This is a genomic window from uncultured Azonexus sp. (genome assembly GCF_937982035.1).
Taxonomy (GTDB): domain Bacteria; phylum Pseudomonadota; class Gammaproteobacteria; order Burkholderiales; family Rhodocyclaceae; genus Azonexus.
In genome coordinates, this window is sequence record NZ_CALJNI010000003.1 from 18193 (window position 1) to 44662 (window position 26470).

Genomic DNA, 26470 nt, shown 5'->3' on the forward strand with positions numbered 1-26470 from the left:
GGTAGAGGAAAAGCCGATGGCCAAGAGAAACGACCCCAGTCCGATGCCCGACAAGATCGGTAGCCTGCTGCAGGAATCCCGCTGGCTCGGTGTTGGCGCGCTGGCGGTATTCCTGGTGATGGCCCTGTGGGGCTTCCAGCGCAGCGATCCGGGCTGGTCGCACGCGGTCGGCGCGGCCGGCCTGCAGAACCCGGCCGGCCGCGCCGGGGCCTGGGTGGCCGACCTGATGCTTTACGTTTTCGGCCTGTCCGCCTGGTGGTGGGTGGTGCTGCTCGGCATGACCGTGTGGTGGGGCTTCCGCCGCCTGCACGGCCATCCCGAGAAACTGCCGCCGTCGCCCTACCTGGCGATTCCCGGTTTCCTGGCCTTGCTGCTCGCCAGCACCGCGCTCGAAGCGCTGCGTTTCCATACCCTGCAGGCCCAACTGCCGCTGGCTCCCGGCGGCATGGTCGGCCTCGAGCTCAGCCGCTGGCTGGCCGACACACTCGGTTTCACCGGCGCCACGCTGTTCCTGCTGGCTGTCATGGCCGCCGCCTGGAGCGCCTTTGCCGGCATGTCCTGGCTGTGGGCCTTCGAAAAACTCGGTCTGATCCTCGAAGCGCTGGTCCTCTTCGTCTACGGCCGCATCGACGCCTGGCGCGACCGCAAGATCGGGCGCGAAGTCGCGCAGCAGCGCGAAGTCGTCGTTCAGGAAGAGAAGCTGCGCGTCGAACTGCATGAGCCGATCTTCATCGAGCCGCCGGCCCCGGTCGAAGTGCCGGTCTCGAAGAAGGCCGAGAAGCGCGTCGAGCGCGAGAAGCAGGCGTTGCTCTTCCCCGAGGCGATCATCGGCGGCACCCTGCCGCCGCTGCACCTGCTCGACCCGGCGCCGCCGCCGACCGAGACGGTCAGCCCGGAAACGCTGGAATACACGTCGCGCCTGATCGAACGCAAACTCGCCGACTTCGGCGTTCAGGTCAAGGTGCTGGCGGCGATGCCCGGCCCGGTCATCACCCGCTACGAAATCGAACCGGCGGTCGGCGTCAAGGGCGCCCAGATCGTCAACCTGGCGCGCGACCTGGCGCGGGCGCTGGCCATGGTCTCGATCCGCGTCGTCGAAACCGTGCCCGGCAAGTCGTGCATGGCGCTCGAACTGCCGAACCCGAAGCGGCAGACGGTGAAGCTCTCAGAGATCATTTCCAGCAAGCCGTACAACGACATGAGCAGCCCGCTGACCGTCTGCCTGGGCAAGGACATCGGTGGCCTGCCGGTGGTCGCCGACCTGGCCAAGACGCCGCACCTGCTGGTCGCCGGCACCACCGGTTCGGGCAAGTCGGTCGGCGTCAATGCGATGATCCTGTCGATGCTCTACAAGTCCGAGCCGGAAAACGTCCGCCTGATCATGGTCGACCCCAAGATGCTCGAACTCTCCATCTACGAGGGTATCCCGCACCTGCTGGCGCCGGTCGTCACCGACATGAAGCAGGCGGCCAACGCGCTGCACTGGTGCGTCACCGAGATGGAAAAGCGCTACAAGCTGATGTCGGCGATGGGCGTGCGCAACATCGCCGGCCTCAACACCAAGATCAAGGACGCCGAGAAGCGCGGCGAGCACATTCCCAATCCGCTGTCGCTGACGCCGGAAGCCCCGGAGCCGCTCAAGCACATGCCGTACATCGTCGTCATCATCGACGAACTGGCCGACCTGATGATGGTCGTCGGCAAGAAGGTCGAGGAACAGATCGCCCGCCTGGCGCAGAAGGCCCGCGCCGCCGGCATCCACCTGGTGCTGGCGACGCAGCGCCCGTCGGTCGACGTGATCACCGGCCTGATCAAGGCCAACATCCCGACCCGGCTGTCCTTCCAGGTCTCCAGCAAGATCGACTCGCGCACCATCCTCGACCAGATGGGCGCCGAGGCATTGCTCGGCCAGGGCGACATGCTCTATCTCGCGCCCGGCACCGGCTACCCGACCCGCGTTCACGGCGCTTTCGTTTCCGACGACGAAGTGCATCGCGTCGTCGAGCACCTCAAGACCACCGGCGCCCCGGAATACGTCGAGGACATCCTCAACGGTGCTGCCGGCGATGACGAAGGCGGCGGTGAAGCGGGCGAGGGCGGGGCTGGCGACGCCGAGAGCGATCCGCTTTACGACCAGGCCGTGGACATCGTGCTCAAGAATCAGCGCGCCTCGATCTCGCTCGTCCAGCGTCACCTGCGCATCGGCTACAACCGCTCGGCCCGCCTCATCGAAGCCATGGAGAACGCCGGTTTGGTGTCGGCCATGGACGGTCGCGGCGGTCGCGAAGTGCTGATGAAGAAGCCGGCCGAATGATTTCCCGGCGGCCAATACAAAAACTTACACACTGACACAGCGCCGGCCATCGTGCCGGCGTAAGCTGCGCCCATGAAACTCGTCCGCCAACTCATCGCCACCGCCGCCTTCGCCGCGCTGCCCATCCTCGCCCACGCCGGTGCCATCGACCAACTGCGCGCTTTCCTCAACGACACGCGCAGCTACAAGGCCGATTTCGAGCAGGCGGTGATCGCCCGCAACGGCCGCAAGCCGCAGGAGTCGTCGGGGACGCTGGCCATCCAGCGACCGGGCAAGCTGCGCTGGGAAATCCTCAAGCCCTATCCGCAACTCGTCGTCGGCGACGGCCAGAAAATCTGGATTCACGATCCCGAACTGCAACAGGTGACGGTCCGTCAGGCCGGCCAGGCCATCGGCGGCTCGCCGGCCGCGCTGCTCGCCGGCAGCAACGAACTGGAAAAGAATTTCACGCTCAGGGAAGCCGGCGACGCCGACGGCCTGGCCTGGGTCGAGGCCATCCCGAAATCCGCCGACAGCGGCTTCGAGAAGGTGCGCATCGGCATGGCCGGGCGCGACATGAAGGCGATGGAACTGCACGATAACTTCGGCCAGACCACGCACATCCGCCTGCTGCGCGGCGAACGCAACCCGGCGCTGGCAGCCGGGCTGTTCCGCTTCACGCCGCCGCCGGGCAGCGACGTGATCGGCGAATAGCAGCGCGTTTCAGGATTATTGGCAGGACAACAGCAGGGAGCTGATTACCTGGTCGACTTCTGATCTACTCTGATCGTCGAAGTAGGTTTGAATGAAAGATAAAGCGTGCTGGTTTTTGATGCAGGCATAATATTTCTGATAAATATCTGCACCATTAACGCTTATGCGGGCGTCGAAATATCCGAGCGGCGCGTTGCTGATAGTTTCCGTATGGCAGTCATCGTCAACTTCCATTTCGATTGCTGCGTTTTTCAGCAAGGAACGTGCGTGGAATAGATAGTCGCAGCCGGTTTTTATACCCGGCATGACTTCGATATTCTCGGCAACGGCTATTACGCTTGGATTGAATTTAACCGGTGTGCCAGGTTCATGTTTGAAAAAAGCGAATATTGGCACGGTCGTTTTGATCGACTCTGCCAGAATGGCTTTCATGTTCTTGTCTTCGCCCGCCACCACGCGGGCCCCTTGCGAACTCTGTTTTATTGTTTGCTCCGGGTCCTGGGCGAACCAGCCTTCTGGCTTGTCGACCTGGATGTCAAAGTAGGCATTGGTGTATCTCTTGCCATCCGTGGATTTAGTGATTACGGAAGTGACTGGTTCTTTATCCGAGCACGCGAATAGGGACAGTGCCAGAACAGATAGAAAAATATATTTCATTTCAACACTCAATATTGGTCGTCAAGCTTGCCTGTATCTATAATCGCCGCGCCTGTTCGTTCACTTAACCGCTCTCCCCAAGGCATGGTAGATCGTCGAAAATGACGATATCGTGCCGTGAGTCATATGGAATATCAAGCGCTTCGTTGCCGCTACGGTTTGTTTGAAGCGAGGCTGGTCCTTACAGGGCACCGACCAAAGCGTTGAGAGTTTTAGCGCCTGAGGGCGATAAAAACCAGCCGAGTGCTCCGCAATTGAGCACTACGGTGATCCAAAACGTGGCTTGAAACGACGCTTTGGCTGATTTGTGCCGAAGTAATCGCTGCGCGGCCAGGGCGCCGGGCCAGCCACCGAAAAGAGCGAATAAATGCAATGTGCTTTCTTGGGTTCGCCATCGATTCCGTAGGGCTGCGGATTTATCGAATGCGTAGGCGAAGAAGGCAATGATGCTGGCGACAGCGTATAGCGCGAGGACCGTACCTGGGAGTCGGCCAGCCGCGACAGCACCAACGAGAAAGACCAAGAAACAAGCTGCGAATAGCGGGGGAAGATTGCTGCGCCCCTGAGCTTTAGGCGGTGTCGGCCGTTCGCCAACGAATGCAACAGTCTTCGCTTGCGAGCGCCCCTTTCCATCGACCGTGAGTTCGTAGGTGACGAGTACGTTTGCTTCCGGTCGCCGCTGCCGGCTGGAAAACGAGTTGATGTGCACAAAGACCTGCTCGCCACCGCTGTTGGGCGTGATGAATCCAAAGCCTTTGTCATTTTTCCATGTGGTAATTCGACCTTGATAGCGCATGTTGATCTGATGAGAGTACTAACCTTGTAGTGAAAGGGCGTTGCGCGGGGTGTTGTCGAGCAGTGCCCAGCGGAGGCCCTAGGCTACACGCATGTGCTCAACCGGGGCGGGCGGGGTGTGGTGTCGCCGCTGGATGCGGTGCGCTGAGTGGATTTATTTTTTTGCTGCGCATACCATGCGCAGAGGAGATTGCCTGATGAAATCGCTGCCCCAAACCTCGCCGGCCAAGCGCCCGGTCAATTTGTTGCTCAATGAGGGCAACGTCGAGCGGGCGCGGCAGTACACCGCCAATCTGTCGGCCACGGTCGATGCTTTGCTGGCCGAGTTCGTCGAGCGCGAGCGCCTGCGCCGCGACGAGCAGCGCCAGCACTATGCGGCGGTGGCCGAGGCGTGGAACCGCCTGGAGGCGCTGAACGGTTCGTTTGCCGACGAGCATTCGACGCTATGAGCCAGTTCGACGTGCATCGCAACGCCGGGCGGCATGCGGCGCTGATTCCCTTTGTCGTAGTTGTGCAGTCGGCGGTCTTCGATGAGCGTCGACGCCGGGTCGTGGTACCGCTGGTGGCCAGCGATGTGGCGCAGCAGCAAGTGAGTTTGCCGGCGTCGCGGGTGACGCCGGAGTTTTTCGTCGAGGGGCGCAAGGTGATCCTGAATCCGCTGGAAATCGTTTCCGTGCCGCTCGATGCGCTGGGGCCATGCGTCGCTTCGCTGGCTGCCGAAGGCGAGGTCATCGTCGCCGCGCTGGATGAAGTGTTTTCGCGTGCTTGGGGCTGAGGTTATGAGCGATTTGTTTTCCACCAACGAAGTCGACCGTTCCGCGCCATTGGCCGAACAGCTACGCCCGCAGACGCCGGATGAAGTGATCGGCCAGCAGCATCTGCTCGGGCCGGGCAAGCCGCTGCGTCTGGCGTTTGCGTCCGGGCAGCCGCATTCGATGATCCTGTGGGGGCCGCCGGGTGTGGGCAAAACCACGCTGGCGCGGATGATGGCGACGCAGTTCCAGTGCGAGTTCATTGCCCTGTCGGCGGTGTTCTCCGGGATCAAGGAAGTGCGCGAGGCGGTGGCGCAGGCCGAGTTGTGGAAGGCGCAGGGCAAGCGGACCATCCTCTTCGTCGATGAAATTCACCGTTTCAACAAGTCGCAGCAGGACGGCTTTCTGCCTTTTGTCGAAAGCGGGCTGTTCACCTTCATCGGTGCGACGACTGAAAACCCCTCGTTCGAGGTCAATTCGGCGCTGTTGTCGCGGGCTTCGGTCTATGTGCTGAAGTCGCTCGACGAGGCCGAGATGGGGCAATTGTTCGACCGTGCCCAGGCGCGGGCGCTGGCCGATCTGGCGTTTGACGAGGAAGCAAAGACGCGCCTGATCGGGCTGGCCGACGGCGACGCGCGGCGCCTGCTCAACCTGCTCGAACAGGTGCGCACGGCGGCGCGGGCGGCGGGTGTTTCGGCGGTCGACGGCGCCTTCATCGAAGCCACCATGGCGCAGAACCTGCGCCGTTTCGACAAGGGCGGCGACGCCTTCTACGACCAGATTTCGGCGCTGCACAAGTCGGTGCGTGGTTCCAGCCCGGACGGTGCGCTGTACTGGTTCTGCCGCATGCTCGACGGCGGTGCCGACCCGCGTTATCTGGCGCGGCGGATCATCCGCATGGCCTGGGAAGACATCGGTCTGGCCGATCCGCGTGCCATGCAGATTGCCAACGACGCGGCCGAAACCTACGAGCGTCTGGGTTCGCCGGAAGGCGAGCTGGCGCTGGCGCAGGCGGTGACTTACCTGGCGGTGGCGGCCAAGTCGAACGCCGGCTACAACGCCTACAACGCGGCGCGCGCCTTCGTCGCCAAGGATGGTTCACGGCCGGTGCCGGTGCATCTGCGCAATGCGCCGACCAAGCTGATGAAGGAACTCGGCTACGGCAAGGCTTACCGCTACGCGCACGACGAGCCGGAGGCCTACGCCGCCGGTGAGAGCTACCTGCCGGACGGCATGCCGGAGCCCGGCTGGTACGCGCCGACGCCGCGCGGGCTGGAGGGCAAGATCGGCGAGAAGCTCGCCCACCTGCGCGATCTGGATCGCAAGGCGGGCAAGAAGTAGGGCTCAGTCGATCTTACGGTGATCGACGGCGCCCGGGCCGCGATGCGGTCCGTACTGTTCCGGGCGCCCGCCGGGCTGACCGAAGGCCGCTTGGCCGTTGCCGGCCTTGATGTTGCGGTCCATCCAGCCGAGCATGTCGTCCCACATCGTGCGCTGGTCGCGTAGCGGCGGCATCGTCGTGGCGTGCGGCAGTTCGATGGTGACCACCGGCACGCTCTTGTAATGGCCGCCGTAGTTGCCCAGCGAGCCGGGGTAGACGCCCAGCCGGTTGAGCGCCAGCCGGCCGAAGCGCAGCGGCTGCGGTGCCGGGCCGTCGTAGTCGAGCAGGTTGTAAGGAGCGTGCACGCTGATGATGACGTCCGGCTTGAACGCCTCGATCTGCTGCTCCAGCCAGCGTGTCTCGATTTCCGAGCCGGCGGCATCGCCGGGGTAGCGGCGCGGGTCGCGCCGGGTGCGCTCGATCCAGTACTTGTGCGCATCCTGTTCCCAGTCCGGGGTCGGGAAGTTGCGGTTGAGGTCGACGCCGCGGCCGTTGGCGCGGGTCGACGGCCGGTTGTGCAGGCCGTCCGGGTTCGATGCCGGAATCACGCGCCAGACGTACTTTCCTGCCTTGGGCTCGCGTATCCATTCCAGCCAGCGGAAGACGATCGAGACCGACGTCAGCTCGTCACCATGGATGCCGCCGATGATCAGCACGCGCGGCGGATTGACGGTCTTGCGGGCAGCGGGGATGTCGCGCAGGACGAGCGCCCGGCCGCCGCTGGTGCGCTCGCTGACGGCGACGAAATCCTGGCTGCGGCAGTTTTCTGCAGAGACGCTGCGCAGCCGTCGGCCGAGGTCGTCGCACCAGGCATTGGTGACGCTGCGGTCGGCAGCGTGGGCGGGGAGGGCGAGCAGCAGGGCGGCGAGCAGGCCGGTCGTGGCGCGGGGCAGCAGCGAAAACATGGGCGAAATGGCGTGAGGGCAGGGCAAAAACCGAATGATAACCGCTGAGCTGTCCGGTTCCGGCGTTTCCGGCCTCGCGTATAATTCGCCGCTTCAAGAATGCCGCTGTTTTCCGGGAACCACCATGCTCGACATCCAACAACTCCGCTCCAACCTCGATGCCGTCGCCGAAGGCCTTGCCAAGCGTGGCAAGCCGATCGACTTCTCCGCCTTCTCGGCGCTCGAAGCCGAGCGCAAGACGCTGCAGACCCGTACCCAGGACCTGCAGGCGCAGCGCAACAGCCTGTCCAAGCAGATCGGCATGTTGAAGGGGCAGGGCAAGGATGCGTCCGAGGTCATGGCCCAGGTCGGCGCGCTGGGCGACGAGCTGAAGGCTTCCGAAGCGCGGCTGACCGAACTGCTCGGCGAGTTCAACGCCATCCTCGCGGCGCTGCCGAACATTCCCGACGCGTCGGTGCCGGTCGGTGCCGACGAAACCGCCAACGTCGAGATCAAGCGCTGGGGCACGCCGCGCGTTTTCGATTTCCCGGTCAAGGATCACACCGATGTCGGCGAAGCCATCGGCCAGCTCGATTTCGCCACCGCCGCCAAGATTTCCGGCGCCCGCTTCTCGCTGTTGAAGGGCGGCCTGGCCCGCCTGCACCGCGCGCTCGCCCAGTTCATGCTCGACACGCATACCGCCGAGCACGGCTACACCGAGCTCTACGCGCCGTATCTGGTCAATGCCGCCAGCCTGTACGGCACCGGCCAGCTGCCCAAGTTCGAGGAAGACCTGTTCAAGGTCCTGCGCGGCGACCAGGATCCGCTCTACCTGATTCCGACCGCCGAAGTGCCGGTGACCAACATCGTCCGCGACGAAATCCTGGCGGCCGAAGCGCTGCCGCTGAAGTTCGTCTGCCACACGCCGTGTTTCCGTTCGGAAGCCGGTTCGGGCGGTCGCGACGTGCGCGGCATGATCCGTCAGCACCAGTTCGACAAGGTCGAGTTGGTGCAGATCGTCCATCCGGACATGTCGGCAGCGGCGCATGAGGAACTGACCCGTCACGCCGAAGTCATCCTGGAAAAGCTGGAACTGCCGTACCGCCGCATGGTGCTGTGTTCTGGCGACATGGGCTTCTCCGCCGCCAAGACCTACGACCTGGAAGTCTGGCTGCCGGCGCAGAATACTTATCGCGAAATCTCGTCGTGCTCCAATTTCGGCGCCTTCCAGGCCCGCCGCATGCAGGCGCGCTTCCGCAACGACAAGAACAAGCCGGAAATCTGCCACACGCTGAACGGCTCCGGTCTGGCCGTCGGTCGTACCCTGGTGGCGATTCTCGAGAACAACCAGCAGGCCGACGGCAGCGTCACCATTCCGGCCGTGCTGCGTCCCTACATGGGCGGTCTGGAAAGCCTGGGCGCCTGATCGGCGGCACTTAGCGGCGGCTCGTTGCGCGACAGGATGTCGTAGTAGCTGCGGATGTTTTCGGTCATGATCACCGCTTCGCCGCCGCGCGCCCGGCCGGACTTCAGCCGGCTGTAATATTGCGGCCGGGCCAGCAGGGGCAGGACGCGTTTCATGTCGTACCAGGCATCGGCATCGGCCTTGAGCTGGCGGGCGATGGTCCGCGCCGCGTTCAGGTGGCCGGGGCCGATGTTGTAGCCGGCCAGCGCCAGCCAGGTGCGGTCAGGTTCCGGAACGTCGGCCAGCCCGTCGCGCAGGATGTTCAGGTAACGGGCGCCGCCGATGATGCTTTCGCGCGCATCGAGCCGGTTGCCGACGCCGAGCCGGTCGGCGGTCTCCTCGGTGAGCATCATCAGGCCGCGGACGTTGGTGTAGCTGGTGGCGAACGGGTCCCAGTGCGATTCCTGGTAGGCCAGCGCGGCGATCAGGCGCCAGTCGATGCCGGTCTGCCGTTCGGCCTCCTGGAAATGCTTGCGTAGCGCCGGCAGGGTGGTCCTGATCTGGCCGAGGAATTTCTCCACATCCGCCTGCTTGAGGCGCCGGACATGACCGAAGTAGCGTTCCTTCAGCCGGTTCAGCGTGCCGTCCTGGCGCACTTTCTCGATGAAGGCGGTGACCCGCGCGCGTAATTCCGGGTTCGGCGATTTGCCCAGCCACCACACGATGGGCGCGGCTTCGCTGAGTTTCAGCGTGCTGCGCAGCGAGGGTACGTACTGGTTGGCGAGTTCTTCCAGGTGCCCGTCCATGGCGACGTAGCTGACCTTCTGTTCACCCAGGGCTTCGAGCAGGTCGAGGATGTCGCCCTGGTCGACCACCTCGACGGTCAGCTCGGGAATTTCCTGGGCCAGCCGCTGCATCGTTGCCGCCTGCCGGGTGCCGGCCAGGACATGGACTGTCTTGCCGCTGAGCTGATCGAGGGATTGCAGCGGCAGCGAGGCCTCGTGCTGGGCCAGGATGTCGTGCGTGCTGAACAGCGGTGGCGTCGATTCGATCCCGGTATCGGCTGCCGGCGACAGCCAGGCGGCAGCGAGATGGTAGCCGCGGCCGTTGAGTCGGTCGCCGATCTCGCCCGGTTCGATGACCTCGTGGCGCACCGCGACACCGAGCTCTTCGGCCAGCAGCCGGGTCAGGTCGTGTTCCAGTCCGGTTGCCGCGCCGGCTTCGTCGGCACTGTAGGTCAACGGCCCGGTCTGGGTGACGACGACCAGATCCTGGCCGCCGGGTGTGGGGAAGGGCAGGGTGTCGCCGCAGGCGCTCAAGGTCAATGAGATGACCAAAATCGTGACGAGCCTGTTAAATCCTCGCATAAGCTGTGCTATTATCTCGGCCGCTGCGGAGAGGTGGCAGAGTGGTCGATTGTACCTGACTCGAAATCAGGCGTACTGAAAGGTACCGAGGGTTCGAATCCCTCCCTCTCCGCCAGCAAGGATTCAGGAAAAACAGAGCTGGCCGATGCGCCGGCTTTTTTTTCGGCTGTCGTCTGCGGGTGTCGCACGATCGTTCCGCTCCCTGATGGCTGATGACGCTGATATTACCTCAAGGCCCTTGATTCCACGCCCATGATCGACACCCTTTTCCTGCCGCTGGCCCTGGCCTTCATCATGTTTTCGCTCGGCTTGTCCTTGCGTGTGGCCGATTTCCGGGCGGTGCTGGGCGACTGGCGGGCGCTCGGCGTCGGCCTGGTGGCCCAGGTTTTCCTGCTGCCGCTGGTGGCCCTGGCGATTGGTCTGGGCCTCGGGTTGTCGCCGACGATGCTGCTTGGTCTGGTCATCCTCGCCGCCTGTCCGGGGGGCGTCAGTTCGGCTTTCCTGACCTATCTGGCACGCGGCAACACCGCCCTGTCGCTGGTCATGACGACGATCAGCAGCCTGCTCGCGGCGCTGACCCTGCCGTTGGTGATCAACCTCCTGATGCTCTGGCAGACGGGGGGCTTGCCGGCGGGCGCCTTGTTCCGGCCGGGCGACATGCCGCTGGGCAAGTTGCTGGCCGGTGTGCTGCTGGTGACAACCCTGCCGGTGATCGCCGGCATGTTGCTGCGCTTGCGCGCCGGCCTGATCGGCGAACGCGGCGAGGCCTGGGTCAGCCGGCTGGCGACCGGTTTCTTCATCGCCATTGTCGTTGTCACCTTCATCAGTCATCGCCAGACCATCGTCGCCGGCCTGCCCGAGGTCGGGGCGGCGACCGTGCTGCTCAACGTCGTCGCCATGCTCGGTGGCGCGCTGCTGGCCTGGGCGGCCGGGCTGGCGCGCCGGGAAAACATCGCCATCTCGCTGGAGTGCGGCCTGCAGAATGCCGGGATGGGCATCTTCGTCGCCATTTCGCTGTTCCGCCAGGCCGAGCTGGCCGTGCCCAGCGTGGTTTATGCGCTGACCATGAACCTCGGTGCCCTGGCTTTCCTGTTCTTCGTCCGCCGCCAGCGTGCCGGCGGCCTGGCGCTTCCCTGAGTGATGACGGCGGCGGGACTTCTGCGATAATCGCCGACGATGCTTGCCTATATCTTCCGACGCCTGTTGTACGCCTTGCCGATCCTGATCGGCGTCAACCTCATTACCTTCGCGCTGTTCTTCATCGTGAACACGCCGGATGACATGGCGCGCATGCAGCTCGGCGTCAAGCGGGTGACGCCGGAGGCGATCGAGAAGTGGAAGGCCGACCGCGGTTACGACAAGCCGCTGTTCGTCAATGCCGCGGCCGGCGGTGTCGGTACGCTGACCGAGACGATCTTCTTCGAGAAGTCGGTGCGCATGTTCGTCGGCGATTTCGGCCGGGCCGACGACGGTCGCGACATTGCCCGCGAAATCAAGGCGCGGATGTGGCCGTCGCTGGCGATTGCCTTGCCGACCTTCATCCTTGGCATGTTCGTGACGGTCAGCCTGGCCTTGCTGCTGGCTTTCTTCCGGGCGACGGCGCTGGATTTCTGGGGCGTCGTGCTGTGCGTCGCGCTGATGTCGATTTCCGGACTGTTCTACATCATCGGCGGCCAGTACCTGATCGCCAAGGTGTGGAAACTGGTGCCCATTTCGGGCTTTGGCGACGGGCTCGACGCCTGGCGCTTCCTGATCCTGCCGGTGTTCATCGGCGTCGTTTCCGGGATCGGCTCGTCGACGCGCTGGTACCGGACCATCTTCCTTGAGGAAGTGTCGAAGGACTACGTGCGCACGGCCCGCGCCAAGGGGCTGGCCGAGACCGTGGTGTTCTTCCGCCACATCCTGCGCAACGCGATGATTCCCATCCTGACCGGCGTCGTCGTGGTCATTCCGCTGCTGTTCATGGGCTCGCTGCTGACCGAATCTTTCTTCGGCATCCCCGGGCTGGGCAGCTACACCATCGACGCGATCAACGCCCAGGACTTTGCCGTGGTCCGCTCGATGGTCTTCATCGGCTCGGTGCTGTACATCGTCGGCCTGATCCTGACCGACATTTCCTACACCCTGGTCGATCCGCGGATACGGTTCTCATGAGCGACTTCCAGATCGTCGTCCTGTGGTCCGATATCCTGGTCTGGCTGCTGCTGGCAGCCGGTGTCGGGCTGGGTGTGCTGATTTCCCGCAGCCCGCCCTTGCTCGCCGCCTGGCGGCGGGTCGGCGCCAGCCGTCCGGGGATGGCGTCGGCGACCGTGCTGCTGGCCTTCGTGCTGGTCGGCCTGCTCGATTCGCTGCATTACCGGCCGGCGCTGGCGGGCCAGCCGGGCGAGCAGACGCAATACGCGATCGAGGTGCTGTCGGTGCTCGACGCGCTGGTCGGCCCCTTGCGCACCGAAAACGAAAAGACCTATTCGTCGCCGCTGGCCACTCACCTGCATGCCAAGGAAACGACGGAGGTGCCCGGTGTCGGCACGGTGCGCGAATTCCCGCGCCTGAAGTTCGGCGGCGTGCATCTCGACGATCCGGCGCAACGAGGTGGCGATGTCGCCATGACCGCCTTGCGTGCGGTCGGCCTGGCGGCGCTCGTCTGGCTGGCCCTGACCGCGCTGGTAGCGGCGCGTTGCGGTGGCTGGGCGGCGGTCTGGCGCGGGCGCACACGCTTTGCCTGGAATGCCGTGCTGGCGACGCTCGGCGCGATGCTGCTGGTGCTGTTGCCGGTCTTCCTGCTGGCCGGCGATTACCACGTCTTCGGCACCGACAAGGTCGGCCAGGACGTGCTTTACCAGATTCTCAAGAGCGTGCGCACGGCGCTGATCATCGGCCTGGTGACGACGCTGGTGATGCTGCCGCTGGCGGTGGTGCTGGGCATCGTTGCCGGTTATTTCCGGGGCTGGGTCGATGACCTGATCCAGTATCTGTACACCGTGCTCAACTCGATTCCCGGCGTGCTCTTGATCGCCGCCGCCGTGCTGATGATGCAGGTGGTCATCGACACGCACCCCGAATGGTTCGCCACCGCCGCCGAGCGCGCCGACCTGCGCCTGCTGGCGCTCTGTTTCATTCTCGGCATCACCAGCTGGACCGGCCTGTGCCGGCTGCTGCGCGGCGAGACGCTGAAGCTCAGGGAACTCGAATACATCCAGGCGGCGCAGGCCTTCGGCGTGTCCAACTGGCGGATCATCCTGCGCCACATCCTGCCCAACCTCATGCACATCGTCATCATCGCGCTGGTCATGGACTTTTCCGGGCTGGTGCTGGCTGAGGCAGTACTCTCCTACGTCGGCATCGGCGTCGATCCGACGATGACCAGCTTCGGTACGATGATCAACAACGCGCGCATGGAACTCGGTCGCGAGCCGGTCGTCTGGTGGTCGCTGGCGGCGGCCTTCAGCGCCATGTTCATCCTGGTGCTCGCCGCCAACCTGTTCGCCGACGCGGTCCGCGACGCATTCGACCCGAGGGCCGCCTGATGCTGCAAGTCAAGGATCTCCGTCTCGGCTTCGCCAGCGGCGAGCGAACCCTGCTCGCCGTCGACGGCATTTCCTTCGCCATCGAACGGGGCGAAACCTTTGCCCTGCTCGGCGAATCGGGCTGCGGCAAGTCGGCCACCGCGCAGGGGCTGATGCGCCTGCTGCCGACGGCCGGGCGCATCGTCGGCGGTTCCGTGCAGCTCGACGGCGAGGAATTGCTGGCGCGCTCGGAAGCCGAGATGCGTGCCTATCGCGGTGGACGCATGGCGATGATCTTCCAGGAACCGGCGACCAGCTTGAACCCGGTGCTCACCGTCGGCCGCCAGATCGGCGAGGTGCTCGAACGCCATCGCTGCCTGCGCGGCGAGGCGGCGCGCGCGCGCATGCTCGACCTGCTGCGCCAGGTCGGCATCGCCGACCCCGAGCGCCGGCTCGACGAATATCCCTTCCAGTTGTCCGGCGGCATGAAGCAGCGGGTGATGATCGCCATCGCCCTGGCTGGCGAACCCGAATTGCTGATCGCCGACGAGCCGACAACCGCGCTCGACGTCACCGTGCAGGCGCAGATCCTCGACCTGCTGGCGCAACTGCAGGCCGAACGCGGCATGGGCATGTTGCTGATCACCCACGACCTCGGCGTGGTCGCCCGCATGGCCCATCGCATCGGCGTCATGTACGCCGGCGAACTGGTCGAGGTGGCCAGTCGCGAGGAATTCTTCTCGGCCCCACGCCATCCCTATACCCAGGCCTTGTTCGCCGCCTTGCCCGACGTGTCGCGGCGCGGCATGACGCTGACCACGATTCCCGGCCAGGTGCCGTCGCTGGCGGCGATGCCGGCCGGTTGTAGGTTCGCCGACCGCTGCCCGCAGGTCATGCCGGTCTGCCGCGAGCAGTCGCCGGCCTGGCGCGAGGCGCAGCCCGGGCACGCGGTGCGCTGCCACTGGCAGGGGGCACAGGAAGCGTCTGCCCCGGTGTCGTCCGTCGCCGATGCGCTGCCCAGCGGGCAGGCCCCGGTGCTGCTCGACGTTGCCGACCTGAAGGTGCATTTCCCCATCCGCAAGGGCATCCTCCAGCGTACGGTCGGCCACGTGCATGCGGTCGATGGCGTGTCGCTGGCCATTTCGCCCGGTTGCACCCTGGCCCTGGTCGGCGAATCCGGTTGCGGCAAGACGACGGTGGGCAAGGCCCTGCTGCAGTTGATCCGGCCGACGGCGGGCAGCGTGCGGCTGGCCGGCGAGGAACTGACCGGCTTGTCCGGGCGCGATCTGCGCGCCGCGCGGCGGCAGTTGCAGATGATTTTCCAGGACCCGTTTGCTTCGCTCAACCCGCGTTTGCGCATCGGCGAAATCATCGCCGAAGGCATGACGGCGCTGGGCGTCGGGGGCGACGCAGCGGCGGCGGTGCGCGCGCTGTTGCAGCAGGTCGGTTTGCCGGACGACGCGGCCGAGCGCTTCCCGCACGAGTTCTCCGGCGGTCAGCGCCAGCGCATCGCCATCGCCCGCGCGCTGGCGGTGCAGCCGGCCTTGCTGGTCTGCGACGAGCCGACCTCGGCACTCGACGTGTCGGTGCAGGCGCAGATCCTCAACCTGCTCAAAACCCTGCAGGGCGAACTGGGCGTGGCCTACCTGTTCATCACCCACAACTTCGCCGTGGTCGAGTACCTGGCGCACGATGTGGCGGTCATGTACCTCGGCCGTATCGTCGAGCGCGGCAGCGCCGACGAAGTGCTGGGCAATCCGCGTCACCCCTATACCCAGGCCCTGCTGTCGGCGGTGCCGGTTCCCCGGCTCGACGGCGCCGGCGAGCGCATCCGCCTTCCGGGTGAAACTCCGTCGCCGGCCAGGCCACCGTCAGGCTGTCATTTCCACCCGCGTTGCCCGCAGGCGACCGAGGTCTGCCGGGAGCGCTATCCGGATGCCCGTGCCGTGAGCGACACGCATGTCGCGGTTTGCCACTGGGTGAGCTGAGCGGCGAAGCCTAGCGCTTCGCGGTTTTCTTCTTGGGGGTGGTCTTGACGGCTTTCTTCGGAGCCGTCCGGCTGTTCTTGGCGGTGCCCGGCTTGCTGCTCTTCTGCTTTTTGCTCAATTTCTTCGGCTTGGGTTCCGGCTGGATGATGGCCGGCGACGACTCCATGCCCAGCATGCGCTGCAGGCCGTCCATATTGCCGTTGCCCGGAACGAGCAGTTTGGAGCCGGCGGCCAGCCGGACATTGCCGGGAAGACCGTTGACCTGGGCCAGTTCGCTGGTGCTGACGCCGAAGCGGGCGGCGATTTCCCCGACACGCTCGGCCGACCTGACGGCGTAGGCTTGCCATTGCGTCAACGGAGCGCGGTGGTTGGCCAGATTCTCGTTGAAGGTGTCGACGCGGTCGGCCGGCAGCACGACCGGCGTGTCGGCATCGATGACCGGCCGGTTGTGCGAGGGGTTCAGGTGGCGGAATTCCTCGAGCGTCATGTTGGCCAGGCGGGCTGCCGTCTTGACGTCCATCGGCCGGGGCGAAGCGGCGGTGGCCAGGTAGGCCTGGTTCGGGATGAACGGCAGGCCGAGCCGGGCAAAGGTTTCCGGATTACCGAGGATGTTCTTGAGCGCCTGCAGCTTGGGGACGTAATGCCGGGTTTCCTTGGGCATCGTCAGGTTGGGGTAATCGGTCGGAAGGCCGCGCGCCTCGTTCTTTTCGATCGCTCGCTTGACCGCGCCTTCGCCCCAGTTGTACGACGCCAGCGCCAGGTGCCAGTCGCCGTGCATGTCGTAGATGGTTTGCAGGTAGTCGAGCGCGGCGCTGGTCGAGGCCATGACGTCGCGACGTTCGTCACGCCACCAGTTCTGCTGCAGGTTGAAGCGCTTGCCGGTGGCCGGGATGAATTGCCACAGGCCGGAAGCGGCAGCCGGCGAGTGGGCCATCGGGTTGAACGAGCTCTCGACCATCGGCAGCAGCGCCAGTTCGGTCGGCATGCCGCGCGCTTCCAGTTCTTCGACGATGTGATGCAGGTAAGGTCGGCTGCGCTCGATCATCTGGCGCAATGCGCCGGGCCGGTTCTGGTACCACTGCTGGTAATGGAGAACGAGGTCGTCGTTCAGGTCGATCATGGCAAAGCCCTGGCGCAGCCGGTCCCAGAGATCGTGGGTGCGCAGCGTCAGATCGATGGTCAGCGGCAATTCCGGTTGCGGCTGGATTTCCTGGATTTTCAGGCCATCCAGCGAAAGCATCTGCAGGCTCTCGGGAATCGCCGTCCGCAGGCGTGGGCTGAAATCGGCGTCGGCACGTGCCAGCAGGCTGGAAGTGCAAAGGAGTAACCCGAGGATCAGGCCGGCAAGGCGACGGGACGACGGCTGAACTTGGGAAAACGGCATTGACCGAGGCTCCGGGTGCGAAGTGGGGCAAACGCAGGATTATAACGGAGGAGAAAGCGTCGACCCGTTGCGGAAATGTAACACTGGCCAACGCCGGCCTTGTCGTTCATGCCTTGCCCCGGCTCAGGGCGCGCCAGGTCTCGCGGAAGATGAATTGCTCCACCTTCAGCCGCTGCTGGGCCGGGCACGCGATCCGTACCACCAGCATCAGCTGCTTGGGGTCGGAGAAGTCCCACAGCACCTTGCTGCGTACCGACGGGAAGGCGATGAAACTCTCATCGGAGATTTTCCGGAAATGCGCTTCGGCCTCGGCCTGCCAATTCTGGGTGGCTTCGTCGGCAGCGGCCAGGGCGGCAGCCTCGACCTGATCGAGGTCGTGTGCCGCCCCTTCCGGTAGCGGCATCCGGAACAGATGGAGGACGTATTCTCCCGTCGGCGACGTGTTTTTCAGCGGGGTCGTCAGCAGCATTCCGTTGGGAAATTCGGCCACCTTTCCCGTCAGTTGCCCCGCGTATCCGAGTTCGGCCAGGGTGGTGGCGAACATGTCGATGTCGATGACCCGGCCGTTGAGCTGGTTGATTTCGATCAGGTCGCCGACCTTGAACGGACGAACCAGTGTGATGTAGAGATAGCCGAGCACGCACATCAGCAATTCCTTGCTGACGATCAGCATGGCGCCGGCGACCGCGGCCAGGGACAGGGCGAAGCCGGCGATGGTCGATGCCCAGACGGAAACGACGATGGTGAAGATCATGAACCAGATGACGTTTCTGGCCCAGACCAGATGCAGGCGCCGTTTTTCTGCCGAAATCTCTCCCCGGGAGAGGTAGCGGGCCCACAGATGGGAGAACAGCATGCCGATGGCGATCAGCGCGACAGTGGCGATCACTTTTTCCCATTGGCCGGGAATGGCGTTGAAGAGGTCGGTCAGTGTCGACATGGTTCAATCCGGATTTGCTGTTAATTTCGAAGTGTCGATCATCGGCGGCAGTATTTATCAAAAGAACTTCCTTGCCTACCCTGTATCGAACGATTGGCGGCGGATAGGCGGCGGCCTGGAAATGACCATCAACCGAGGAGACCCGGATGTTTTCCATTTACGGCATGACAGGTCAGGTGTTCAGTGGCAGCCTGGAGGCGATGAACCGCGTTCACCCGCTGCTTCAGGCACGTCGGGCACGCGGGGTCAGCCGCGATGGTGACGAGATCGGGGCAGAGAGTGTGGCGACACCATTGGCGCAGGAAGCCGTCTCGGCCTATCGGAAAATGCTGCCCGCCGATCTTGAGCGGGGGCCGCTGTTCCATGCCGCGCAGATCATGAGCCGGCCCGTCGCCGTCGTCGAGCACATGAGTTCAGTCGTGGATGCCTGGCATCTGCTGCAGGAACGCCAGATACATCAGGCGCCGGTCCTCGACGAAACACGGCGGCTGATCGGTCTGGTGACCGAACGCGATTTGCTGACGGTGATCGATATCGAGGGGGAACGCGTACTGGAAAACCTCAAGCGACGCGTCAGCGACGTGATGACTTCCCCGGTTGTCGCTGCCGCGCCGGTCACCGACATCAGGCGCATCGCGGACGTGATGATCCAGAGCGGGCTGAGTGCCGTGCCGATCCTCAATGAGGGGGAACGGATCGTCGGCATCGTTTCGCGGACGGATATCCTGCGTGCCGTGATGACGGACCCACCGTTGAGTCTTTGGCGTTGAATCTGCTGAATGTGCGCTGGCAGCGGGGGGAAGTAAGAGGGATGCGTGCAAGCCCGCATATAAAACTGATCGTGTTGATGCAAGAATTTGCGATCACAAATCTATAACGATGCTTTGATTAGCAGGTCCGCTTTGGGGGAAGCATGGGTGCGAGTGGTTTCGAGACTGGTCAATTGCTTCTGACCGAACGCGAACGGGAAGTCATGCAATTGACGCTCGAAGGCTTGGACAATCACGGGATTGCCAGGCAACTGGGCATCAGCCACCGGACAGTCGAAACCCACAAGGCGCGCGTGCTGCAGAAAATTGGTGCCAGCAGCGTGGTTGAGCTGATTCGCATGAGCGATGCTCGGATCAAGGCAGACGCGCAGCTGCTTTCCGATCTCTACGAAAATGCCCCTTGCGGCTACCATTCGCTGGGCATCGACGGCACCATCCTCAAGATGAATGCGACCGAGTTGCGCTGGCTCGGTTATCGAAAGGAGGAGCTGGAGGGCGTACGGAAGATTACAGACCTTCTGACCCCTGAGGGAAAGCAAATCTTTGCCCGGAACTATCCACGCTTGATCGAGCACGGCCGGCTGGACGAAATCCGTTTCAACCTGGTCTGCCGGGATGGTTCCCTGCTGCCGGTCATGCTATCGGCGACGGCTGTTTACGACGAAAACGGACAGTACAGCATGAGCCGCAGTGTGCTTCTCAATCTTGGGAAGCAAAAGCAAGTCGAGGTTCTGCTCGAGGAGGCGGAGGAACGGTACCGGACGATCGTTGAGGATCAGACAGAAATCATTGCGCGCATTCGGGTGGACGGCAGTTTTATTTTCGTCAATGAAGGTTATGCCCGATTTTTTGGCAAGCGCAAGGAGGAATTGATCGGCAAGACATGGCATCCGGTCGTTCATCCTGACGATCTGGCACGCATAGAAGCGGGGTTGAGGACATTGCGCCCGGATCATCCAGTCGTTGTCATTGAGAATCGGGTGTTTTCCGGTGAGGGGCAGATTCACTGGTTCCAGTTCGTCAACCGGGCCTTTTTTGACGACGAGGGGCAGATTCGGGAAATCCAGTCGGTAGGCCGTGACATCACCGAAAGAAAGCAGGTGGAAGACGCCCTGGATCGCGCCTATCACCGTTTCAGCTTCCTGGCCGGCGCCAACTTGTTCGGCGTGGTCATCGGCAATGCACAGGGCGCTATTCTGGAAGCCAATGACTATTACCTTGAAATACTCGGACGGACTCGCGCCGATCTGGCCGCTGGAAGGGTTAGCTGGAAGGAAATGACGCCGCCCGAATGGCTGGCGGTTGATTACCAGAATCTGGCCAATTTGATGGCTCATGGCGTCAGCCCGCCTTATGAAAAAGAATATGTCAGGGATGACGGTAGCCGGCGGGCCGTCTATCTGGCCAATATCATGCTGCCGGACGACGATGGACGGATACTTGCGGTGGTCATGGATATCACCGACCGTAAACGTGAGGCTCATCAATTGCTCATGGCCAAGCAGGCAGAGCAGGAGGCCAACGAGGCCAAGTCGCGGTTCCTGGCTGGCGTCAGCCATGACCTGAAGCAACCGCTGACGGCACTCGAGCTCTATGCCCAGATGCTTCCCGGTCTCGTGGCACCGGACGATTCTGCGCTTGTTGCCAATATCCGCAATTGCGTTGCGAGCATGGACGATTATCTCAACGAACTGCTGGAGCTCTCGAAGTTGCAGATGGTAGGAAAACCGCTTGCGCTGCGCGATTTTGACGTCATTGAGTTTCTGGATCAGCTGGTCTCGAGCTACATGCCGGAGGCACGCCTCAAGAACTTGAGCCTGCGATGCCACCGCTTGCCGCTGATCGCCAGAACAGACTCGGTCTTGTTCGGGCGCCTGCTTGGAAACCTGATCTCCAATGCGATCCGTTACACCGATGCGGGCGGTGTCCTGATCGGGTGCCGCAGGTGCCAGGGCAAATACTGGATTGAGGTTTGGGATACGGGGATCGGTATTCCGGATGGACAGATCAACGAGGGATTCGAACTCTTTCGTCAACTCGATAATGGGAATACTCGCGGCAAGCAGGGAAGCGGTCTGGGTTTGGCGATTGTTGCCCAGATTGCCCAACTGCTCGGTCTGGGCTTGCGCGTACATTCGCGAGAAGGACAGGGCTCTTTGTTCGCCGTCGAACTGCCGTTAGCGCGGGACGGGGATGGGCAGCCGAAAATGTCCCTGGTGGCGCCCGATTCCGCATGTTGGAAAAATCGGTAAAGCAGGGTTGAAATTACTCACTATGCGGTACTTCGATCAATGCGAATGCCGTATCGAGAGACGTCAGGCTTTCCTCTAAATTGTTCTTTCGTGGGTGCCAGCGATCTGGCTGGCCGCGGATTTTGGAGGAATGATTATGGCAGCCGTGAGTAACCAAGAAGAGATTCCCGTCTCCTCACCCAAGACTGAAGCGAAGGAAGCACACAATCTGACGACAGGCCTGCAGAGCCTGGATGAATTCATCAGGCACATGTCCCCGAATCGCTGGGTGCCGGAACCTTGGGACTGGCCCTGGTGGCAGGGCTTGCGGAAAGTGATGGAAAGCAGTCGCATGCCGGCCATCGACGTGATCGATTTTGATCAGGAAATAAAGGTCCGGGTTGAGGTGCCCGGCGTCGAGAAAAAGAACCTCAAAGTGTCGTTTACCGATGACAACCTGACCATTCACGGGAGCGTGAGTTCTTCGCGAGAAACGACGGAGGGCTTGATCCGGCGCTGTGAAATATGTACCGGAGAATTTGAGCGCAGCATTCCCTTGTCGGGCGGCCTCGACCATGAGAAAGCCAGTGCCAGCCTGCGCGATGGGGTGCTTGAGATCACCCTTCCGAAAAGCAACGGCGCTCGTCGCCACAGCATCAAGCTAAGCTGAGCAGGACTGACCGGCAAGGAAAGGCTTGCCGGTCAGGTTCTTTGCCGGGACGGGTGCATGCCGTACTTTTCCAGTAGCCGGTATAACGTGACGCGTGAAATCTCGAGTTCGGCAGCAACCCGCGACATATTGCCGGGGGATCGTTGAATGGCGCTCAACAAGGCCTGGCGATCCGCCAGTTCGCGTATCGCTTCCAAGGTCCGGAGCGCGGCTGGCTGGGCTTCGCCGGGGTCGTCGAGCGAGGCCAGGCCAAGATCGGCGGGAGTGATCTGCCGCCCATCGCACATGACCATGGCTCGCCGCACGCGGTTGATCAATTCGCGAATATTGCCCGGCCAGGGATAGCTGCGCATTGCCTGCAGCGCCTCCCGGGAAAAGCCGCGCAGGGAACGACGGCCGTCGGCAGAGAACAGTTCAAAGTAGTAGCGGGCCAGAATTTCGATGTCGTCATTGCGTTCGCGAAGCGGCGGCATGTGCAGGCAGAGCACGCCGAGTCGATGGTACAGATCTTCCCGGAAGCGCTCGTCGGCGACAGCCTGAGGCAAATCGACGTGGGTCGCCGCGACGACCCTGACATCGACATCGATGGGGGCGGTGCCGCCAATCCGGTCAATCTGGCCTTCCTGCAAGAAGCGCAGTAAATTGGCCTGCATTTCCATCGGCAAGTCACCGATTTCGTCGAGAAACAGGGTGCCTCCATTCGCCTGTTCGATGCGACCGATCTTGCGCTGGCTGGCGCCGGTAAATGCGCCGCGCTCGTAACCGAACAGTTCGGACTGGATCAGGTTGTGCGGAATGGCCCCGCAGTTGATCGCTACGAACGGGCCGCGGGCGCGCGATGAGCGCTCATGGATCGCATGGGCGGTCAGTTCCTTGCCGGTGCCGGTTTCTCCGGTTATGAGGACCGGGGCGCTGCTGGCGGAAACCTTGCGTATCTGGGCAAAGAGAGCGGTCATCGGCGGGCTGCAGCCGATCATCTCCTCGTCGCGGCTGTCGGTGATCTGGGAAGTCCCCTGCCGTTTCAGGTTGGCCATCCCCCAGGCGTGACCGAGCGTGTTGGTGATTTTTTCAGGATCGACCGGCTGTGTGTGATAGTCGAGAAAATGTTCCAGTATCAGCCGGCGAACCGTCGGTGTTTCGGCCATCTCCCTGGGCAGGAGGGCGATCCAGTCGCCATCGTTGAGCGCCAGGCAGTCTTGTACGTAGCGATCCAGATCGTCCCGCTCCGGAAAATGAATCAAGCCGAGGTCGTGCTGTCCGGCGAGCGCTGAGGGTTTGCGTTCCCCCGGGGAGTTCACGGTCCGCACCTGCCAGTTGGCCCGGCGCAAGTGGGGCAGCAGGCTGCATTCCCTTGGCGGGTTGATGTAGAGGAGACTGCGTTCATGGTTCATGGGAGCGCACTCCGAACTGCAGGCTGACTTTCTGCCGACTCGTTTCCATCGTCAGGCATCAGGAAGAACTCAACGCCGTTTCCCCCCTGATTTTTACAGGCGTACATTGCTTCATCGGCGTTTTGCAGCAGTAGTTCGGGGGTGTTGCCGGATTGCGGATAGATGCTGACACCGATGCTGATCCCGATGTGCAGCAGGCAGTTCTTGTAGGTGATGTCCTGTGCGGTCGCCCAGAGCAGCTTATGCAAAATCCGGCGAATGTCGGCTTTGTCGCCGATGTCCGAGAGTATCAGCGCAAACTCGTCGCCGCCGAGCCGGGCGGCCGTGTCTTCATGACGGATGCTGGCTGCGATACGGCGCGCAGTCTCCTTGATGACCGCATCCCCGGCATTGTGCCCCCAGTGATCGTTGATTGCCTTGAAGTTATCCAGGTCGAGGTATGCCACGGCGAACCGGGTATTTCGTCGCTGGCTGTGAGAACAATGCTGCTTGAGGCGATCGAGAAAAAGGTTCCGGTTGGGTAAGCCGGTCAGTGGATCATGATGCGCTTGCTGCTCGAGACGCAGCATTTCGGCTTCGACCGAGGCGCTCAAGGGGTGGCTGAAGGCGATGAAATGGGTCGCTCGTCCGTTGCTGTCGACAAAAGGGCGGATGAATTTTTCTTCGTGATAAATGAGGCCTGTTTTCCGGCGATTGGTGAAAATGCCATGAAAGGTTTCGTTGTTTTTCAGCTTGCGCCAGAGTTCGTCGTAAAACTCTTGCGTGTGCAAGCCGGACTTGAGCAGGCTGGCAGGCTGACCGATCGCTTCCTCGGCCGAATAGCCGGATTGGATTTCGAAGGCGGCGTTGACGTAGGTGATGACCCCCTGTGTGTCCGTGATCATTACCGCATGGGGGGAGGGCTTGAGGGTGGCGATCAGGTTTGCAAGATCGTCGGGCTGTTCGCGCATGATGCCGGCCTGGCGAATGCCGACGAGGATCATGGCTTCGTCACCGGGGTGAACGGATTGGACCGAAATTTCGAGTTGGCCGGCATCGGAGGCAAGTTTCTGGTGCCAGATGCCGCGGTCTTGCCAGAAAGTCACGAAAGCCAGGTTATACCCCGGGGTGCCCGGCCGGATCGGAAATCCCGGCAAGTAATCGCAAAGCGCCTTGCCGTGCAGCTTTTCCAGCGATGCGCCGCATAGTCGTGCCATACGCTGACTCGCGGAGCGGATGATGCCATTGAGGTCGACGAGTACTGATGCTGCGGAATGTGAAAACAGGGGGGCTTGCACTGCATGAACTGCAATATCCATGAATGTCTCCATTGGGCGTGGAAACGCCCTGTTCGATGTGATTCGACTTCATGGATACTCTAGCCAAGACGGCAAGTTGCCTCGAATACCGGCGTCAGGCTATTTTGCCTAGTGGTTTCGCAGTATTTGACTTTCGCTGAATTACCCTGATTCCGCGATGCGACGAAGGTCAGGTGGATGTCAGGCCGCTGCGGATGGCGTACTTGGTGAGTTCGGCGACACTGTGCAGATCCAGCTTGCGCATGATGTTGCGGCGATGGACTTCCACGGTACTGGTGGCGATGTACAGCGTGGCTGCGATCTCGGGAGAGCTTTTTCCCTCGGCCAGGAGCTGCAGGACTTCTTGTTCGCGGCGTCCCAGTTTGTCGCTACGAGGTTTTTCAAAGGACTTGCGGCCCACAATGCTTTCGATGGCGAGCGCCGAAACCTCGGGGCACAGGTAAAGGCGGTTCTGCGCAACGCTGCGGATGGCACGCAGCAACTCATCGCGACCGGCTGACTTGACAACATAAGCCATGGCCCCGGCGTCGAGCATTTGGGCAACGATCCGGCGCTCGGAAAAAGTGGATAGGGCGACGATCTTGTGAGTCGGATTGTTGCGCATCAGGCGACGGGTCGCCTCGATCCCCCCCATGCCGGGGGTGGAGATATCCATCACGATGACGTCGGGCCGGCATTCGTCGACCATACACAAGGCGCTTTCACCGTCCGGGGCCTCGCCGACAAGGACGAGGTCCGGTTCGCGTTCGAGTACCAGCCGAAGTGCATCGCGAAGAATTTGGTGGTCGTCGACCAGCAGGATACGAATGCTCATGAATTGTTGGTCGCCAGCTTGATGTCCATGAAGTTTAACGGCGCCGATAGCGCAACGGTGGTTCTGTCGTCCGGCCTGCTGTCAATGCACATCTTCCCGCCCAGATGTTCGATGTATTTGCGAATCTTGTGTAACCCCCCGTGCGCCCCGGGTTTGTCGCAGGGCTTGAAGCCGGAGCCGAAATCGGTGACGGCGATGGTTAATGAACTGCCTTCCAGCAGGCAATCGATTTCGATTGCGCTGGTCTGGGCATGGCGGGTCGCATTGATGAGCAGTTCGTAAACCGCGCTGAAGAGAACCAGGCGGGTTGTTTCATCAAGGGGCTTCGCCATGCCGTCATCGTTGATGTGTACCGCAATGCCGTGTTTTTTTGCGAACTCTGCAGCCAGGTATTCGAGACCTTCCATGAGCACAGTTGTGTGCAACGGTAATGGATAGATCTGCTTGATGGCCTGGATCAGGGATTGGTTGACCTGGTCGATCAGTTGATCGATTTCACGCACCATGACTCGGGACTCGTGTTGATCGATTTTCTGATCGAGAAGTGAAAGTTTGATCTTGATGACCGCCAGCAATTGCCCCAGGTCGTCGTGAATGGTTCGCGCAAAATTCTGGCGTGCCTGTTCCTCGTACAACAGGCAGACATTCGACGGCAGACCTGCTGTGCCATCTTCAAGAAATGCATGCTCCGGTATCTGTTTCATCTGCTTTACGACGCTGGCTGTCTGCATGAACAGGAGTTTTGTCGAGAAGAAAAAAATGCCAGGGCGGCAATTCCCTGATGCCGTCTGAGCTTGGGGGCAATGTTAGCAATCTGGCCAGAAACTGGCTTTACACGGAAACCGGTAATTATTTTCAGCCGGCGCTCGGCCGCTGTTCATTTTCTGTCTGCCATAAAGCCCCCTTTGGCCCCCTGAGTGTTATCTGCGTTTTACAGGTGCTGATGGCAAATGCCGACGGCTCAAGCGTAACTGCAATCAAATCAATTGCTTGAGTGTTCTGGCATGCGGGGTGCTGTAGCAAGGCTGGACAGCCAACAGCCATGGGAGCAGCAAGGACATGATGCACACAGTGCGAAAACCAGCCTTAAGCCAAAAGGTCCGGAATGCCGCGATCTCAGTGCTGATGGCTGTCCACCCGTTGCTACCCATTAGCGCGACGGCAGAGGAGGACGGTGTCGAACTCATTCCCGAGGTGACGGTTACCGTCCAGGCGACAGCGGTGGTTGCC

The 26470-nt window shown here is 62.4% G+C and carries 23 protein-coding genes and 1 tRNA gene; 14 read left to right on the top strand and 10 right to left on the bottom strand.

What is annotated here, in order from left to right:
* The first annotated feature begins 16 nt into the window (after positions 1-16).
* Together Q0799_RS02440 and lolA are read left to right on the top strand one after the other, a co-directional pair.
* Positions 17-2314 carry a DNA translocase FtsK gene (locus Q0799_RS02440; protein ID WP_298393804.1) on the top strand — a complete coding sequence of 766 codons (2298 nt, stop codon included), beginning with the start codon at positions 17-19 and terminating at the stop codon, positions 2312-2314.
* 72 nt (positions 2315-2386) lie between these two features.
* Positions 2387-3007 (top strand): outer membrane lipoprotein chaperone LolA, encoded by a 621-nt coding sequence (gene lolA / locus Q0799_RS02445; protein WP_298393806.1) that lies wholly within the window; start codon positions 2387-2389, stop codon positions 3005-3007.
* A gap of 15 nt (positions 3008-3022) precedes the next feature.
* Here the strand turns inward: lolA and Q0799_RS02450 are convergent, their stop codons facing one another.
* Both Q0799_RS02450 and Q0799_RS02455 read right to left on the bottom strand, forming a co-directional pair.
* Positions 3023-3664, bottom strand: a complete 642-nt coding sequence (locus Q0799_RS02450; protein WP_298393808.1) for a hypothetical protein — start codon at positions 3662-3664, stop codon at positions 3023-3025.
* Positions 3665-3845: 181 nt separating this feature from the next.
* Entirely contained in the window at positions 3846-4460 is a 615-nt protein-coding gene (locus Q0799_RS02455) for a cold shock and DUF1294 domain-containing protein (RefSeq protein ID WP_298393810.1), read from the bottom strand.
* A gap of 196 nt (positions 4461-4656) precedes the next feature.
* Here Q0799_RS02455 and Q0799_RS02460 point away from each other — a divergent pair, with 196 nt between their 5' ends.
* The 3 genes from Q0799_RS02460 to Q0799_RS02470 are packed head-to-tail and all read left to right on the top strand — an operon-like array spanning position 4657 to position 6552.
* Positions 4657-4908: a type II toxin-antitoxin system CcdA family antitoxin gene (locus Q0799_RS02460; RefSeq protein WP_234086328.1), complete on the top strand. Its 252-nt coding sequence runs from the start codon at positions 4657-4659 to the stop codon at positions 4906-4908.
* Positions 4905-5234, top strand: a complete 330-nt coding sequence (locus tag Q0799_RS02465) for a CcdB family protein (protein ID WP_298393814.1) — start codon at positions 4905-4907, stop codon at positions 5232-5234. Before Q0799_RS02460 ends, Q0799_RS02465 begins: the two co-directional genes overlap by 4 nt.
* Positions 5235-5238: 4 nt before the next feature.
* A complete protein-coding gene (locus Q0799_RS02470) occupies positions 5239-6552 on the top strand; it encodes a replication-associated recombination protein A (protein WP_298393816.1) in 1314 nt (437 codons plus the stop codon).
* A 3-nt stretch (positions 6553-6555) separates the two neighbouring features.
* Here Q0799_RS02470 and Q0799_RS02475 read toward each other — a convergent pair whose 3' ends face one another.
* Complete coding sequence (locus tag Q0799_RS02475; protein WP_298393818.1) at positions 6556-7497, bottom strand: M14 family zinc carboxypeptidase; 942 nt, start codon at positions 7495-7497, stop codon at positions 6556-6558.
* Between the two features lie 124 nt (positions 7498-7621).
* Between Q0799_RS02475 and serS the strand changes: the two genes are divergently transcribed.
* Entirely contained in the window at positions 7622-8902 is a 1281-nt protein-coding gene (serS, locus tag Q0799_RS02480) for a serine--tRNA ligase (RefSeq protein ID WP_298393820.1), read from the top strand.
* Here the strand turns inward: serS and mltF are convergent.
* Positions 8869-10206, bottom strand: coding sequence for a membrane-bound lytic murein transglycosylase MltF (gene mltF / locus Q0799_RS02485; RefSeq protein WP_298393822.1), 1338 nt, complete (start codon positions 10204-10206; stop codon positions 8869-8871). The two genes, serS and mltF, sit on opposite strands and share 34 nt — an antisense overlap.
* Positions 10207-10275: 69 nt before the next feature.
* Here mltF and Q0799_RS02490 point away from each other — a divergent pair.
* The 5 genes from Q0799_RS02490 (at position 10276) to Q0799_RS02510 (ending at position 15742) form a co-directional block, all read left to right on the top strand.
* A tRNA-Ser gene (locus Q0799_RS02490) sits at positions 10276-10363 on the top strand.
* Positions 10364-10500: 137 nt separating this feature from the next.
* A complete protein-coding gene (locus tag Q0799_RS02495) occupies positions 10501-11385 on the top strand; it encodes a bile acid:sodium symporter family protein (protein ID WP_298393824.1) in 885 nt (294 codons plus the stop codon).
* Positions 11386-11424: 39 nt separating this feature from the next.
* On the top strand, positions 11425-12402 hold the full coding sequence (locus Q0799_RS02500) for an ABC transporter permease (protein ID WP_298393827.1): 978 nt from the start codon (positions 11425-11427) through the stop codon (positions 12400-12402).
* Complete coding sequence (locus Q0799_RS02505) at positions 12399-13775, top strand: ABC transporter permease (RefSeq protein ID WP_298393829.1); 1377 nt, start codon at positions 12399-12401, stop codon at positions 13773-13775. The genes Q0799_RS02500 and Q0799_RS02505 overlap by 4 nt, the downstream gene beginning before the upstream one ends.
* A complete protein-coding gene (locus Q0799_RS02510) occupies positions 13775-15742 on the top strand; it encodes an ABC transporter ATP-binding protein (protein ID WP_298393831.1) in 1968 nt (655 codons plus the stop codon). The genes Q0799_RS02505 and Q0799_RS02510 overlap by 1 nt, the downstream gene beginning before the upstream one ends.
* Positions 15743-15752: 10 nt before the next feature.
* On the opposite strand, the gene Q0799_RS02515 is transcribed toward Q0799_RS02510, so the two are convergent.
* Together Q0799_RS02515 and Q0799_RS02520 are read right to left on the bottom strand one after the other, a co-directional pair.
* Positions 15753-17126 carry a transglycosylase SLT domain-containing protein gene (locus tag Q0799_RS02515; protein ID WP_298393833.1) on the bottom strand — a complete coding sequence of 458 codons (1374 nt, stop codon included), beginning with the start codon at positions 17124-17126 and terminating at the stop codon, positions 15753-15755.
* Between the two features lie 106 nt (positions 17127-17232).
* On the bottom strand, positions 17233-18066 hold the full coding sequence (locus Q0799_RS02520; protein WP_298393836.1) for a mechanosensitive ion channel family protein: 834 nt from the start codon (positions 18064-18066) through the stop codon (positions 17233-17235).
* Between the two features lie 146 nt (positions 18067-18212).
* On the opposite strand from Q0799_RS02520, the gene Q0799_RS02525 reads away from it, so the two are divergent.
* The 3 genes from Q0799_RS02525 (at position 18213) to Q0799_RS02535 (ending at position 21737) form a co-directional block, all read left to right on the top strand.
* A complete protein-coding gene (locus Q0799_RS02525) occupies positions 18213-18836 on the top strand; it encodes a CBS domain-containing protein (RefSeq protein ID WP_028995272.1) in 624 nt (207 codons plus the stop codon).
* A 173-nt stretch (positions 18837-19009) separates the two neighbouring features.
* On the top strand, positions 19010-21088 hold the full coding sequence (locus tag Q0799_RS02530; RefSeq protein ID WP_298393839.1) for a PAS domain S-box protein: 2079 nt from the start codon (positions 19010-19012) through the stop codon (positions 21086-21088).
* 130 nt (positions 21089-21218) lie between these two features.
* On the top strand, positions 21219-21737 hold the full coding sequence (locus Q0799_RS02535; protein ID WP_298393841.1) for an Hsp20/alpha crystallin family protein: 519 nt from the start codon (positions 21219-21221) through the stop codon (positions 21735-21737).
* 32 nt (positions 21738-21769) lie between these two features.
* Here the strand turns inward: Q0799_RS02535 and Q0799_RS02540 are convergent, their stop codons facing one another.
* The 4 genes from Q0799_RS02540 to Q0799_RS02555 form a co-directional block, all read right to left on the bottom strand.
* Positions 21770-23128 carry a sigma-54 dependent transcriptional regulator gene (locus Q0799_RS02540; protein WP_298393843.1) on the bottom strand — a complete coding sequence of 453 codons (1359 nt, stop codon included), beginning with the start codon at positions 23126-23128 and terminating at the stop codon, positions 21770-21772.
* Complete coding sequence (locus Q0799_RS02545) at positions 23125-24426, bottom strand: diguanylate cyclase (RefSeq protein WP_298393845.1); 1302 nt, start codon at positions 24424-24426, stop codon at positions 23125-23127. The genes Q0799_RS02540 and Q0799_RS02545 overlap by 4 nt, the downstream gene beginning before the upstream one ends.
* A 169-nt stretch (positions 24427-24595) precedes the next feature.
* Positions 24596-25240: a response regulator transcription factor gene (locus Q0799_RS02550; protein WP_298393847.1), complete on the bottom strand. Its 645-nt coding sequence runs from the start codon at positions 25238-25240 to the stop codon at positions 24596-24598.
* Complete coding sequence (locus Q0799_RS02555) at positions 25237-25971, bottom strand: histidine kinase (protein WP_298393849.1); 735 nt, start codon at positions 25969-25971, stop codon at positions 25237-25239. The genes Q0799_RS02550 and Q0799_RS02555 overlap by 4 nt, the downstream gene beginning before the upstream one ends.
* Positions 25972-26470: the final 499 nt, after the last annotated feature.